At 38.3% G+C, this 13,030-nt stretch carries 14 protein-coding genes and 1 riboswitch; of the genes, 6 read left to right on the forward strand and 8 right to left on the reverse strand.

Annotated elements, in window-relative coordinates:
• Window positions 1-98: 98 nt before the first annotated feature.
• Window positions 99-1,217 (forward strand): N-methyl-L-tryptophan oxidase, encoded by a 1,119-nt coding sequence (gene solA, locus C9J29_RS00215; protein ID WP_107921479.1) that lies wholly within the window; start codon window positions 99-101, stop codon window positions 1,215-1,217.
• 211 nt (window positions 1,218-1,428) lie between these two features.
• On the opposite strand, the gene C9J29_RS00220 is transcribed toward solA, so the two are convergent.
• Genes C9J29_RS00220 through C9J29_RS00235 form a run of 4 tightly spaced genes read right to left on the reverse strand, consistent with a single transcriptional unit; the run spans window position 1,429 to window position 4,950 of the window.
• Window positions 1,429-1,992 carry a 5' nucleotidase, NT5C type gene (locus C9J29_RS00220; protein WP_107921480.1) on the reverse strand — a complete coding sequence of 188 codons (564 nt, stop codon included), beginning with the start codon at window positions 1,990-1,992 and terminating at the stop codon, window positions 1,429-1,431.
• A 16-nt stretch (window positions 1,993-2,008) separates the two neighbouring features.
• Window positions 2,009-3,094, reverse strand: coding sequence for an FAD-dependent monooxygenase (locus C9J29_RS00225; RefSeq protein WP_107921481.1), 1,086 nt, complete (start codon window positions 3,092-3,094; stop codon window positions 2,009-2,011).
• Entirely contained in the window at window positions 3,091-4,203 is a 1,113-nt protein-coding gene (ribD, locus tag C9J29_RS00230) for a bifunctional diaminohydroxyphosphoribosylaminopyrimidine deaminase/5-amino-6-(5-phosphoribosylamino)uracil reductase RibD (RefSeq protein ID WP_107921482.1), read from the reverse strand. The genes C9J29_RS00225 and ribD overlap by 4 nt, the downstream gene beginning before the upstream one ends.
• A 15-nt stretch (window positions 4,204-4,218) precedes the next feature.
• On the reverse strand, window positions 4,219-4,950 hold the full coding sequence (locus C9J29_RS00235; RefSeq protein ID WP_008174564.1) for a GTP cyclohydrolase II: 732 nt from the start codon (window positions 4,948-4,950) through the stop codon (window positions 4,219-4,221).
• Window positions 4,951-5,221: 271 nt separating this feature from the next.
• On the opposite strand from C9J29_RS00235, the gene C9J29_RS00240 reads away from it, so the two are divergent.
• The 4 genes from C9J29_RS00240 to C9J29_RS00255 all read left to right on the forward strand — a co-directional run bounded on the left by C9J29_RS00240 (window position 5,222) and on the right by C9J29_RS00255 (window position 9,009).
• Window positions 5,222-5,857 carry a GntR family transcriptional regulator gene (locus tag C9J29_RS00240; protein ID WP_008174565.1) on the forward strand — a complete coding sequence of 212 codons (636 nt, stop codon included), beginning with the start codon at window positions 5,222-5,224 and terminating at the stop codon, window positions 5,855-5,857.
• Window positions 5,858-6,015: 158 nt separating this feature from the next.
• Window positions 6,016-7,215, forward strand: coding sequence for a quaternary amine ABC transporter ATP-binding protein (locus C9J29_RS00245; RefSeq protein ID WP_008174567.1), 1,200 nt, complete (start codon window positions 6,016-6,018; stop codon window positions 7,213-7,215).
• Window positions 7,208-8,062: an ABC transporter permease gene (locus C9J29_RS00250; protein WP_008174570.1), complete on the forward strand. Its 855-nt coding sequence runs from the start codon at window positions 7,208-7,210 to the stop codon at window positions 8,060-8,062. Before C9J29_RS00245 ends, C9J29_RS00250 begins: the two co-directional genes overlap by 8 nt.
• A gap of 68 nt (window positions 8,063-8,130) precedes the next feature.
• On the forward strand, window positions 8,131-9,009 hold the full coding sequence (locus C9J29_RS00255) for a glycine betaine ABC transporter substrate-binding protein (protein WP_008174572.1): 879 nt from the start codon (window positions 8,131-8,133) through the stop codon (window positions 9,007-9,009).
• Window positions 9,010-9,065: 56 nt separating this feature from the next.
• Here the strand turns inward: C9J29_RS00255 and C9J29_RS00260 are convergent, their stop codons facing one another.
• From C9J29_RS00260 to C9J29_RS00270, 3 genes are all read right to left on the reverse strand, one after another.
• Window positions 9,066-9,380, reverse strand: a complete 315-nt coding sequence (locus C9J29_RS00260; RefSeq protein WP_008174577.1) for a DMT family transporter — start codon at window positions 9,378-9,380, stop codon at window positions 9,066-9,068.
• Entirely contained in the window at window positions 9,380-9,721 is a 342-nt protein-coding gene (locus tag C9J29_RS00265; protein ID WP_107921483.1) for a DMT family transporter, read from the reverse strand. The genes C9J29_RS00260 and C9J29_RS00265 overlap by 1 nt, the downstream gene beginning before the upstream one ends.
• A 126-nt stretch (window positions 9,722-9,847) precedes the next feature.
• A riboswitch (guanidine-I (ykkC/yxkD leader) is annotated at window positions 9,848-9,942 on the reverse strand.
• A gap of 31 nt (window positions 9,943-9,973) precedes the next feature.
• Window positions 9,974-10,927, reverse strand: a complete 954-nt coding sequence (locus tag C9J29_RS00270; protein ID WP_237068718.1) for a PstS family phosphate ABC transporter substrate-binding protein — start codon at window positions 10,925-10,927, stop codon at window positions 9,974-9,976.
• A 390-nt stretch (window positions 10,928-11,317) separates the two neighbouring features.
• On the opposite strand from C9J29_RS00270, the gene C9J29_RS00275 reads away from it, so the two are divergent.
• Window positions 11,318-11,791, forward strand: a complete 474-nt coding sequence (locus C9J29_RS00275) for a YbaK/EbsC family protein (protein WP_008174582.1) — start codon at window positions 11,318-11,320, stop codon at window positions 11,789-11,791.
• Window positions 11,792-11,889: 98 nt separating this feature from the next.
• On the opposite strand, the gene C9J29_RS00280 is transcribed toward C9J29_RS00275, so the two are convergent.
• A complete protein-coding gene (locus C9J29_RS00280; protein ID WP_089985422.1) occupies window positions 11,890-12,939 on the reverse strand; it encodes a DUF418 domain-containing protein in 1,050 nt (349 codons plus the stop codon).
• Between the last annotated feature and the right edge of the window lie 91 nt (window positions 12,940-13,030).

Here is a 13,030-nt window from a genome sequence, read left to right on the forward strand (position 1 = left end):
CTATTAGTGAGCGAGGGTTGTGCTTTTTTAATTTTTCAAAAATTTCTGTTTCATTTTCTAGCAATCTGTTATACTTGAGCAAAAAAGTAGGGATTATTATGGTATATGATGTCATTATAGTTGGGGCAGGCTCTATGGGGATGGCGGCAGGTTATTATTTAGCGAAGGCAGGAAAAAATGTCTTGTTGCTGGATGCTTTTGATCCCCCACATGAGGAAGGTAGCCATCATGGAGAGACAAGAATTATTCGCTTTGCCTATGGGGAGGGAGCTAGCTATGTACCTTTCGTGAAAAGAGCTGGGGAGCTATGGCAGGAGCTCGAATCTTTAGCAGATGAAAACTTATTTTTACAAACTGGTGTAGTAAATATCGGAGAACCAACCTGCAGTTTTATTCAAAATGTAAGAGCCAGTGCTACACTTCATGAATTAGCACTCGAACACTATTCAGCAGCTGAAGCCATGAACAAATGGTCTGGATTATCTTTACCAGCTAATTTAGTGGCCTGCTTTGAGCCGACAGCTGGTGTCCTTCGAGTTGAAGCATGTATTCGAGCCTATAAAAAGCTAGCTTTGGAAGCTGGGGCACGCTTACAAACAAATGAAAAAGTTGTTAGCATCCAAGCTGGAGAAATGGTGCAAGTTCAAACGGCCAATCAAGTCTATGAAACAAACCAATTAATTGTCACTGCTGGGGCATGGGCAACTGAGCTACTGCAAACGTTGGATATCTCCCTCCCTGTTACACCAACGCGAAAAACCTTTGCATGGTTCGAAGCGGATGAAGAGCTTTATAGTGAAGAGGTCTTTCCAGCCTATTGCTTTGAATTCGCCGATTCCTCTTACTATGGCTTCCCTAGCATTGATGGTGCAGGACTAAAGCTAGGTCGACATGATGGTGGCGAAGAAATAAATCCAAATAGGCCTCTTCATCCATTCGATGACAAGGATCGTGCAGATTTACAACATTTTATTCAGCAATTTATGCCTCGGCATGGCGCATTAAAATACGGGAAAACATGCAAATATTCCATGACGCCAGATGAAGACTTCATCATTGATTTCTTACCTACTCATCAAAATATTATAATCGCGGCAGGTTTTTCAGGTCATGGCTTTAAATTTAGCAGTGCTGTTGGAGAAGCTCTCGCAGAATTAACGTTATATGGTGAATGTCAGCAGGATCTAACACGCTTCCACCTTAGTCGATTCCATTAATTTTGGATACATGTGGGAAACGGCATTAATTGGATGCTTCATCATAAAAGATGGGAACGTAAGGCGGCAATTTCAGTCCTGGAAATAAGCGACGTTACTTTAATTCATTCTAAATCAATCTACTATTTCATTTTTATTAGACTAAAAAGAACCCCAAATGATAGTAACTTTATCAGTCACTATAATTTGGGGTTCATCCATATAGAGAATCTTACGCTTCAATAAGTGCTAAAAAATCCTGCCAATGATGCAATCTTGGTAACTCAACATGCTGATTATACGATTGATTTTTTAAAACTACTTTTGTCTGTATATTGTGAAGTGTCTCCAGCACTGCTGGTTTATCATCTACATAAACATCTAAAGCAAGATCTTTTATAATCGCTACCTTCTCTGCATCTTGCATACCACAGAAAAAATGGCCCTCTTTTATTGGAAATCCTTGTGCTCCCATCCATTCTTTTGTTTGCGTACAAAATTGCTTCGGACGAGAGGTAATGTAGTAAATATCATGGCCATGCTCCGCTAAAGCTTGTAGCATTTTTAATGACCCTTCAAAAGAAGGACAGTTCGTAAAATAAATCTCTTTTAATGAACTGTTCCACATCGCTGCTCCCTCTGCATCTGATAAGCCAAATGGCTCATGAATTTCAACTCTTTTTAGCGTATGAAAAATATCAATCGGAATATTTTTTCCCATTTTTTTATTGTAAATAGCAAAGGCATGTGCCCGTAAATCTATTAGTGTATCATCAATGTCAAAACCAAATTTCATTAGGTGTTACTTCCTTTCATGATGCTCTATTGACAAAATGAGCAGAAAAAGTTTGTTCCCTCTCTATTTGTACTGCTAAGACATCCTCAATAGCTTGCTTTCGCATATGCTGAAAATCTTGAACATTAAAATGAGCTAATGATTCCTTATCTAATAGAGACGCCAAACAATCAGCATCTTTTAACGCACTGTTCAGGCCAAATGCTCCGGTTGGCGTCATCGTATGAACCGCATCGCCTAATAGCACAAGACCTTTCGTACCCCAACAGTTACAGAGGCAGCTGAAAACATCTAACAGCACAAAATCTTTCCAAGACTGAATATGTTCCTTTACTGGCTCAGATAATGCGGGAAATTGCGTCGTAAGCTGTTGGATAAAAGGTATAAATGATTGTTTTCTGAGCTGTGGATAGCTCCCCTGTTCAATATTCCACCCAATTTGAATAAAGCCACCAGCTTGCGTGAACAATGATAGTTGCTTATCTCCGATTAATGCCATTTTAATAGAGGGCTCCCAGTCTGAAGGCGCTGGAATTTTAGCCCATAATAAGTCAAAGCCATGTTTTTGTTTTTGAACATCAATATGTGCTGCCTTACGAATCGTAGAATAGCGTCCATCAGCACCGATTATTAGTTGACTATTGATCTTTATGGTTGTTCCATCTTTTATGGCGATTACGCCTTTATAATTACCTGATGCGTCCTGGATGAGCTCCGTTACCTTCGTATGTAGCAGGCAAGTAAAGTGAGAAAATAGCAGCGTTTTTTGTAAAATTCCTTTTAATAGATTAGCTTGAGGAACATGAATTCCTAGATGGCCGACAGAGTCATTAGGAAAAATTGTTTTAAAGGCATTACCATCTGCATAATATTCTAGCTTTTCCATACGTAGTAAGCCGAGCGACTCGACTGCTTCGAAAAGTTGATGACTTTTTAAAACAGCCTCGCCTTCTTCATTTAAATGTTCGCCCCGAAAAGACTTACCTAGGACCACATTTTGCTCTAGTAGAATGACCGATAGCCCTTTTTTGACTAGTAAATAAGATAAAAGAGCACCAGCTGGTCCAGCCCCTACTATACAAACATCCGCTTCATAGTTCAATTTCCTTCACCTTGCTTTGGATAAGCGATAATACGTAAATCCTCGCCTATCTTATCAAATGAGGCAAATTCAATATCCCATGCCTCATTCATGAAAGAGGGGTTATCGCCCGCAAATGGCGTTAAGGATAAATTCCCTCCTAGAACCTTTGGCGCTACATAAATCACATACTTGTCAATGGCACCTTGCTGTAAAAATGAAGCATTCACTTTACTACCACCCTCTAGCAAAATATCTGTAATGCCGTGTTCATAAAGTCTTGCAAGCATTTCATCAATATTTAGCCCACGTTCGTTCTTCTCTATAGGTAAAACTGTAAGGCCTTTATCTGTAAATGAATCGACCTTTTCCTGGCTAACCTCATTGCTGCAAACAAGAATTGTTGGGGCTTCTTCCGTATTGAACACATTCGCATCTAATGGTGAACGTAATAAACTATCCATAATGATGCGTGTTGGGTTTTTCCCATAGCCTTCGCTTAATCTTGTTGTTAAAGACGGATTGTCAGCGATGACTGTACCAACACCAACTAGAATACCATCTACCTCATGGCGAATATGGTGAACATCCTCACGCGCAGCATCACCTGTTACCCATTTAGAATGACCTGTATGCGTAGCAATTTTCCCATCTACAGTCATAGCAAATTTTGAAATAACAAACGGTCTTTTAGTGAGCATATTATGGATAAAGCGTTCATTTAAACGGCGTGCTTGTTGCTCCAAAACACCGACCTCCACTGCTATACCTGCATCGCGTAGCAATTGAATGCCACGACCTGCTACAGTAGGATTAGGATCTTGCATGGCAACCACCACTCGACTAACACCAGATTCCTTCACTAAATTCGCACAAGGAGGCGTTTTACCAAAATGTGAACAAGGTTCAAGCGTGACATATAGTGTAGCATTCTTTGCATGTTCACCAGCCATACGAAAAGCATGAACTTCTGCATGTGGTTCGCCTGCTTTTCTGTGTAAACCAGTACCTACAATAATGTCATTTTTGACAATTACCGCCCCGACAAGTGGATTAGGGTTTGTATTGCCTTTTGCACTAGCTGCTAGGTCTAGAGCTAGTTGCATGTATTTTTCGTCTTTATTAGTCATGGTCGCCACCTCCACTTATTGTTTTTCTCGTAAATGTCCAGATTTCTCAACCTTCGTTTCCAAATAAAAACGATTCGTTTCCGTTAAGCCACCCCATAAAGGAACATGCCCTTCTGCCGCTAAGCCTCGAGCCAGTAAAGCAGCCAATTTTTTAGGATTATTTGTAATAAGTGTCACAGGCTTTGCACGTAGAGTAGCTAAAACTGCGAGTGCTTCTTCATATGAACGTGTATCGTCAGGGAAGCCAAGTGCATGGTTTGCCTCTACTGTATCTAGCCCTTCTTCTTGTAATAAATAAGCGAGTGATTTAGAGAATAATCCGATGCCTCGCCCTTCATGATCAGCTAAATAAAAAATAGCTCCACAGCCGTGCTCTACAATCATTTTCATAGATTCATGCAATTGATAGCCACAATCACAGCGCTGACTGCCAAATATGTCACCAGTGTGACAAATACTATGCATGCGGATTAAAGCATCTTCTGAATGGGTAAAATCACCATATACAAGAACTGATGATTGCTGTAAAAAAGCCAAATTGGCTGTAGCTAAGCCATCAATGATTTCTTCTTTCGATACATTCACATCTACTGTAAGCCAGTTATACCACTGAAATGTAGCAGAAAAGTCACCTTGTTTAACAGGCAAATTCACAGGACCAACTAGGCAAATATTTTCTGTATTCGTGTGCTTTATAACTGTCATTTTATCTTTCACTATGTCCATAATTTTAGTAGTAATTGTCATATTAATCTCCAACCTTCTATAGGAAACAGTTGGTTAAAAACACCAACTGAGCACATGTATTTTCACAACACTTACATAACGTAACTTAGTTTATAATAATAACTAAAAAGTGTCAAACAACAGCTACTATCCTATGATTTTTAATAGTAAATACAAAAATTTTAGCATTACTTTTTCATCATATACTACTAGCTTATGGAGATGCTATTTTTTCTGTGCAGGCTAGTCTATAATAAGCTGTGGTACCTGTAATGACGAAAGGAAGTTTAAAATGAACTTAGAAAAAACTGTGCAACTGAAGCAGCCAAAATATCAACAAATCGCTATCGACCTTGCCTCCAAAATCGTAGAAAGAAAATACCGCATCGGCGATAAAATATATGCAAGATCTTCTCTTGCAAGTCAATATAATGTGTCTGCTGAGACTGCGAGAAGAGCAATCGCTGTCTTACAAGACTTAGAAATTGTAGAGGCATCGAAAGGTAGCGGTGTAATTATTAAGTCGTATGAAAAAGCAGCGCATTTTGTCCGACAATTTCATGACGTTCAATCCATTCATGAAATACAAAATGAACTTCTGACTAGTATTCAAAAGCAACAGCATGAATTAATAAATTTACAAGACAAGGCAAAGCAGCTAATTAGTCGTACGGAGCATTTCCGTTCAGTAAATCCATTTATTCCTTATCAATTAGAAATGACTGCTGAAAGTCCATGCATTCATCAAACTGTACAAGCCTTAAATTTTTGGCAAAATACATCAAGTACCATCGTCGGTATTCGTCGTGGTAATGAATTATTACTATCACCTGGTCCTTATGTATCATTCGAAGAAGGTGATATTATTTATTTTGTTGGAAATGATGAAAGCTTCGCTAGAGTACAAAGCTTTTTATACCCAAATTAAAAACCGTTTAAGCGCTGATATCACAGCGTTTAAGCGGTTTTTTTCTTATTGGTCGGTTTGACAAAAGTAACAACCCTTTGTTACAGTAAGGTTGTTACTTGTTTATTTTTGGGTATCACTATCTTCAAATAGTAATAATCTACGAAAGGAGTGCTTCTATGGAAAAATTAAAAGTAGAACACGTATCAAAAGTGTTTGGCAAACATATTCCCCAAGCACTAGAACTCGTCAAGCAACAAAAAAGTAAAACTGATATCTTAAAAGAAACAGGTGCAACTGTTGGTGTATACGATGCAAGCTTTACAGTGAACGAAGGAGAAATCTTCGTTATCATGGGATTATCAGGAAGTGGTAAATCAACATTAATACGGCTCTTAAACCGCCTTATTGAACCAACGAGCGGAAATATATATATCGATGGAGAAAATATTTCTAAAATGGGTAAAGAAAGTTTACGGACCGTAAGAAGAAACAAAATGAGCATGGTTTTCCAAAACTTCGGTTTATTCCCTCATCGTACATTACTTCAAAACACCGAATACGGCCTTGAAATCCGAGGCATTTCAAAGGATGAACGCCAAGCAAAAGCAGAGCAAGCTCTTGAAAATGCTGGATTACTCGCTTATAAAGATCAATATCCAAGCCAATTATCAGGTGGTATGCAGCAACGTGTTGGATTAGCGCGTGCTCTTGCCAATGATCCTGAAATTTTATTAATGGATGAAGCTTTTTCAGCATTAGACCCATTAATTCGTAAAGAAATGCAAGATGAGCTACTCGATCTACAACAAAAAGTCAAAAAAACAATTTTATTTATCACTCATGATCTGAATGAAGCATTACGCATTGGGGATCGAATCGCTATTATGAAGGATGGCTCTATCATTCAAATTGGTACGGGAGAAGAAATATTAACCAACCCAGCGAATGATTATGTCAAAACATTCGTGGAAGATGTGGACCGCTCTAAAGTATTGACGGCTGAAAATGTCATGGTGCGACCTGTTTATGTCAACGTAGATTTAGACGGCCCTAAAGTAGCACTAAAACGTATGCGACAAGAGGCTGTTAGTTTATTAATGGCTGTCGACAAAAACCGACATTTAAAAGGCTTTATTACAGCAGACGACGCATTAGCTTCTGCTAAGAAGCAAGAGCAAACTGTCCATTCCATTGTGCAATCAGAGGTGTTAACAGTTCCACCAGACATGCTATTACAGGATATATTAGGGATGATTTATAATTCACCTACTCCTATTGCCGTCGTAAAAGATGGTCGCTTGCTTGGTGTGCTGATTAGAGGCGTTGTCATCCAAGCACTTTCAACGAGTGACGAGGAGGCCGATGTACATGAATAATTTTTTAGATAATATTCCAACAATACCACTAGCTCCATGGGTAGAATCAGCTATGGACTGGTTGACGAGTAATTTTTCAGCGTTCTTTAACTCGATTCAGCAATTTGGAAAACTACTCATGAATCAGGTCACTGATTTGTTAAATAGTATCCCAGCCATTATTTTAATATTACTTGTCGTTGTTTTTGCCTTTTATGCAACTGGTAAAAAATTCGGGCTTGCCTCATTTTCATTAATAGGCTTGTTGTTTATTTATAATCAAGGTCTTTGGACAAATCTGATGGAAACAACCACGCTCGTCATCTTTTCAAGTATTATTTCCATCATCATCGGTATTCCACTTGGGATTCTAATGTCGAAGTCTACAATCGCTGAAAGTATTATTAAACCAATACTCGATTTCATGCAAACAATGCCTGGCTTTGTCTACCTCATCCCTGCCGTTGCCTTTTTCGGCATAGGAATTGTACCTGGTGTCTTCGCATCCGTTATCTTTGCTTTGCCACCAACTGTACGTATGACTAACCTAGGTATCCGTCAGGTACCTAAAGAATTAGTGGAAGCCGCAGACTCTTATGGTAGTACAGCTAGTCAAAAACTATTTAAAGTAGAAATCCCACTTGCTAAATCAACGATTATGGCAGGTATTAACCAAACTGTAATGCTGTCCCTTTCTATGGTAGTTATCGCCTCGATGATTGGTGCTCCAGGTTTAGGACGGGAAGTCTTAACAGCCCTACAACGTACACAGGTTGGGAATGGTTTCGTTGCAGGTTTAGGTTTAGTTATTTTTGCTATTATTATTGACCGTTTAACACAAAGCTTTAATAAAAAGAAAGCCTTATAAAATTAGTTTATTTTCTTGCCATGAAGGCAGTTTAATAGATAGAAATGATGTACAGAAAGGGAGATTAGATGAAACTGAAAACACTATCGAAATTAGGAATGGCTTTAGGTTTAGGCTTCATGCTCGCTGCATGTAGCGGAGGAGACTCTGGTTCTGGAAAAAATAGTGATTCTAAGGAGGTAAACTTAGCCTATGTAGAGTGGGATACTGAAATCGCCTCTACAAATGTAGTGGGGCAAGTCCTTGAAGATTTAGGCTATGATGTGACATTAACTCCTTTGGATAATGCCATTATGTGGGAAGCAGTTTCTAAAGGCGAGGCAGACGGCATGGTCGCTGCATGGTTACCACATACACATGAATCACAATATGAAAAATATAAAGATAAATTAGATGAGCTGGGCGAAAACCTTGCTGGCGCAAAAATTGGCTTAGTTGTACCAAGCTATATGAAAGCAAACTCTATTGAAGATTTAACAGATGAGGCTGATCGTACAATTACTGGTATCGAGCCTGGCGCTGGTATAACAGCCGCAACAGAGAAAGCATTAGATGAATATGATAGTTTAGCAGATTGGAATTTTGTTACGTCTTCGTCTGGTGCAATGACTACTTCTTTAGCTAAGGCTTTGAAAGAAAAGGAAGAAATTATTGTTACTGGTTGGTCACCACACTGGAAATTTGCTAAATATGATCTTAAATATTTAGAAGATCCAAAAGGTGTTTTCGGTGGTGAAGAAACAATCAATACTTTTGTTCGTAAAGGTTTAAAAGAGGATTTACCTGAAGTGTATTCCGTATTAGATAACTTTCACTGGACAGCTGAAGATTTAGAAAGCGTTATGCTAGAAGTAATGGATGGTAAGGATCCAAAAGACGCTGCTAAAGATTGGATTGAAGCAAATCCAGAAAAAGTAGCTGAATGGACAAAAGATGTAAAAAAATAATGTAAAAAAATGCACTTCCTTTTTTCAACGGGAAGTGCATTTTTTATAGGCTTCTTTTATGACAATATTTTCAACATGACGGCTGCTCCTAAAACAAGCACTATACAAACAACTCTTCTCCAATCCTTTGATTCATTAAAGAAGAACATTCCTAGCAAGGCTCCTCCAGCCGCACCAATCCCTGTCCAAATTGCATAAGCAGTACCCATTGGTAAGGTTTCCATAGCATATGCAAGACCTGCAAAGCTTAATGTAAATGCAAATATCAATAACCCCAAGTTTTTTTTATTCTTTTCGTTATTATATTTACTAATCATATAGACACCCATCATCTCACATAAGCCTGCAATTATTAATGCCATCCACGCCATTATTCAGTCACCTCTTTTTCCTTCGGCTCTCCTGTCACAAGCTTTAAGCCAACAACCCCTGCCAATAAAACAACAATACATAGTATTTTTGCTAGCTTCCATGGCTCTCCAAACAGCAAACTATCCGCGCATACAGTGCCCGCTGTCCCTAAGCCTACAAAAATTGCATATACCGTGCCAACTGGTATATGCTCTCCCGCTTTAATAAGCAAATAAAAACTAACATAGATTGCAATTGCAGTGCCTATCCATTCCCATACAGTTGAAGCATGCTTTAAACCAATGACCCAGCCTACTTCAAAGCAAGCAGCGATAATGACACTTAACCAATGCTTATTCATAAAAAATCCCTCCATTTTATAGGACACGATGAATGACTACCTAGATGACTACCCTTTCTCAGCTTTCGCCAAATTACCTGATTTTAGCCAAAGAAAAAAGCCTAGAAGAAACTGTCCATCGACAGTATCTCCCAGGCTTTTATCCCTCCGTGTCACAAAAAAATTGTGGTTTTCTCTCGGACCAGACTAGCATCAGCTACGGAACCCTAGAAAACTTTACAATATTTTATTAACCTTAGTATAGCAAACTATTTAATAATTTTCCACTGGAACATAGCCGACTTTTTCTACTAATGCTTGACCTTCATCGGTACGTATCCAATCGATTAGCTTTTGAACATTTTCATTTTCTGTCCCTGCAGTGACTGCATAAAACTCGGATACTAAAGGATATGTTCCATTTCGAATATTCTCTTTAGTTGGAGCTACTCCATCAATGGATAGTAATTTGATTTTTTTATTTTGAACCATTTCTGTCGAATAATATCTAAAGGTATAGCCCATCGCATTTTTATAGTTTCGATATTGTGATACTTCATGGATAATGCCCCCCATTCCTGAAGCAATATTTTCAGAAGGTGCCTTCATAATCGGCATGTTGCCCATTAATTTCTCTAATGCCGTTTGACTTCCACTATCCGCCAGACGCTGGAAAGCACGGATGGCTTCATCCTCACCGCCTACATCACGCCAATTGGTAACGTCACCAGCATATATTTTCTTCACCTGTTCTAATGTAACATTATCCACATTGTTTTTATGATGGACGAAAAAAACAAATGCCTCTCGCCCTATTGGTGTCATATCAAACGTAAGGCCTTCTTTTTCTGCTTGCCATTCTTGCGAGACAGAAGGTGCTGCCACAAAAATAAGATCCACATCTCCCGCTATTAAACTTTGATAGGCTTCTGGCGTACGGCTCACTTGGACCCTACTATTATATGGCTGGTAGTCTCCTTTAGGGTAAGTAGCCTCCACAAAAGCTGCATATAAAGGATACATAGCCGTGGCTTCATCTAATCGCGGTAATGACTCTGTCAATTGTAATGAGGCTACTTCGTCAGGCTTTACCACTAGATTGCCCCGCGTAAATGGTTGATAGGCAGATATATCAATTTCTGCATCTACAGTGGGAATACTCAGCTTATAATAATGTTGAATAGGAGTAATTAAAGCAATTACTATTGCTACACCTAATACACTCATTAACCATCTCCTTTTCTTTTTTGTATGTATCCAATTAAATATTCCACCAACAAACAACACAAATAAACAAACGGGAACTGTATAAACTAGTGGTAGAAAGTGCTATGACCATTCAGAATGACAATAAGTGCTACCATTACTGTCACTACTGATAAACCAATCATAACGCTCACGATTTGTAAAAATTTAATCAAGACGCAACCCTCCAGTGTAATTTTACACTTTCAAATTCATCGTACTAGAAAAAGCAGGCATTCGCAACATTATAATCTGAAAATTATGTTAAAATTAAATTTATCTTGATTCGACATCTATTTGAAACAAGATCATGCCTAAGGTGATGGAAGAAAAATCGCCAAGGCGTAACTGATGATTAGGAGGAATGTACATATGGCAATAGAAAAAGTACGCAGCCATTTAGCCCAATGGCATGTGGAACACAAAATACAAGAGTTAGAGGAGAGCTCTGCAACTGTTGAATTAGCAGCTCAGGCACTTGGCTGTGAGCCTGCCCGCATAGCAAAATCTTTATCCTTTCTTGTCAATGATGGCGCTATATTAATTGTGGCAGCCGGTGATGCAAAAATCGATAATGCCAAATATAAAGCAGTGTTTGGGACAAAAGCAAAGATGCTAGGCAAAGATGATGTGGAAGCTATGATTGGTCATGATGTCGGTGGAGTTTGTCCCTTTGGTGTGAATGAAGGTGTTGTTATTTATTTAGATGAATCCCTTAAACGGTTTACAACGGTTTTTCCTGCATGTGGCAGTAGTAATTCCGCGATAGAGGTTACTATTTCTGAGCTTGAAACCTATACGCCCTATGAAGAATGGATTGATGTCTGTAAGGGCTGGCATGATTAGACGAACAAAAATCGGTGAAACTATTCAACAGTCTCACCGATTTTTATTGTAGTTATTTCTCCTATTCTCTTTCATCAATGAAAAAAATCATAGAGCTTTTATGATTGCTTTTTCACAATTTTTTTACCATATGTCATATAGCGCCATAGCTTTTCAAATGGACCAATGGAAAAGAATTTGAACCAAATCATGCTAAAGATAATTTGGATGATAAAAATAATGCTTGCGATTACTACAATATCTGATGGTGAAACGACTTCTAAGCCCATAATCGAGATGATGGCCATACCAATAAAGCTTTGGGCTAAATAGTTGGTAAATGCCATTTGTCCCACTCGTCCGATTGGCTGAAAAATTTTCTCTATTTGACGATTCTCTAAAATAGTAAATAAACAAGCTAAATAAAAATATGTTGTCGGAACTACTCCTAAACCAATAATAGATTGTAACTGTTGGTCATCAGCTTGTGAGGCAAACCATATCCATAGTGAAAAACCAATAAAGAATGGGCCCGTAACAAGAAGCAGCCATTTTATTTGTTGGATATGAGCGCCAATATGACCAATCCAACCAGCTTTCGCTACTAAAAATCCACTTAAAAACATGATAAATATAGCGATAGCATCATTCCCTAAAAGACCTAAAATAGTGGCCATTATCGAATTAGTTGGCATATACAATTGACCTAATATAGCAAGAATATGAAGTGTAATGATTGTAAAAAGCCATTTACAAATTGTTGAAATTTTCGCAGAGTAAAATGGTAGCAATAAAAATCCAATAACTGCATAGATAGCTAAGATTGAACCCCAAAACAGGAAAATATGAATGATACCAATAATCAATAATGCAACTAAACGTCTTGCAAAGCGTCGTTTTGGTTTATCCCCACGAGCTTCTGCCCGAGAAGCAAAAATATAAAAACCAACACCGAATAGGAATGAAAAGATTGAAAAGAATTTCTTTTCAATAAAGATATCAATAAGTGAATCGATCACTCCATTGATGCCACTATAATCAGGCATAGGGCCGCCCTCTATTATGACCTGATAGGCGCCTACATTAATAAATAAAATACCAAATAATGCTAATCCTCGAATAATGTCCAAGGAAAGAATTCGTTCTTTTTGTGTAACGGATGGATTCATGTTCAAATAACTCCTTATCTTTTATGCTATAGCTAGCATAACTCTTCATCCTTACAACTATTTTTTTTTAAGCTTACAGGAACCTTACAAA

Source organism: Lysinibacillus fusiformis (genome assembly GCF_003049525.1).
Lineage (GTDB): Bacteria > Bacillota > Bacilli > Bacillales_A > Planococcaceae > Lysinibacillus > Lysinibacillus fusiformis.

Bases quoted from the DNA above. Each gene is read 5' to 3' on its own strand.
- C9J29_RS00235 (WP_008174564.1), bottom strand. From the start codon at position 4,950: ATGACAATTACTACTAAAATTATGGACATAGTGAAAGATAAAATGACA.
- C9J29_RS00260 (WP_008174577.1), bottom strand. From the start codon at position 9,380: ATGGCGTGGATGGCATTAATAATTGCAGGCTTATGTGAGATGATGGGT.
- C9J29_RS00250 (WP_008174570.1), top strand. From the start codon at position 7,208: ATGAATAATTTTTTAGATAATATTCCAACAATACCACTAGCTCCATGG.
- C9J29_RS00265 (WP_107921483.1), bottom strand. From the start codon at position 9,721: ATGAATAAGCATTGGTTAAGTGTCATTATCGCTGCTTGCTTTGAAGTA.
- C9J29_RS00275 (WP_008174582.1), top strand. From the start codon at position 11,318: ATGGCAATAGAAAAAGTACGCAGCCATTTAGCCCAATGGCATGTGGAA.
- ribD (WP_107921482.1), bottom strand. From the start codon at position 4,203: ATGACTAATAAAGACGAAAAATACATGCAACTAGCTCTAGACCTAGCA.
- C9J29_RS00270 (WP_237068718.1), bottom strand. From the start codon at position 10,927: ATGAGTGTATTAGGTGTAGCAATAGTAATTGCTTTAATTACTCCTATT.
- C9J29_RS00255 (WP_008174572.1), top strand. From the start codon at position 8,131: ATGAAACTGAAAACACTATCGAAATTAGGAATGGCTTTAGGTTTAGGC.
- C9J29_RS00280 (WP_089985422.1), bottom strand. From the start codon at position 12,939: ATGAATCCATCCGTTACACAAAAAGAACGAATTCTTTCCTTGGACATT.
- C9J29_RS00245 (WP_008174567.1), top strand. From the start codon at position 6,016: ATGGAAAAATTAAAAGTAGAACACGTATCAAAAGTGTTTGGCAAACAT.
- solA (WP_107921479.1), top strand. From the start codon at position 99: ATGGTATATGATGTCATTATAGTTGGGGCAGGCTCTATGGGGATGGCG.
- C9J29_RS00220 (WP_107921480.1), bottom strand. From the start codon at position 1,992: ATGAAATTTGGTTTTGACATTGATGATACACTAATAGATTTACGGGCA.
- C9J29_RS00240 (WP_008174565.1), top strand. From the start codon at position 5,222: ATGAACTTAGAAAAAACTGTGCAACTGAAGCAGCCAAAATATCAACAA.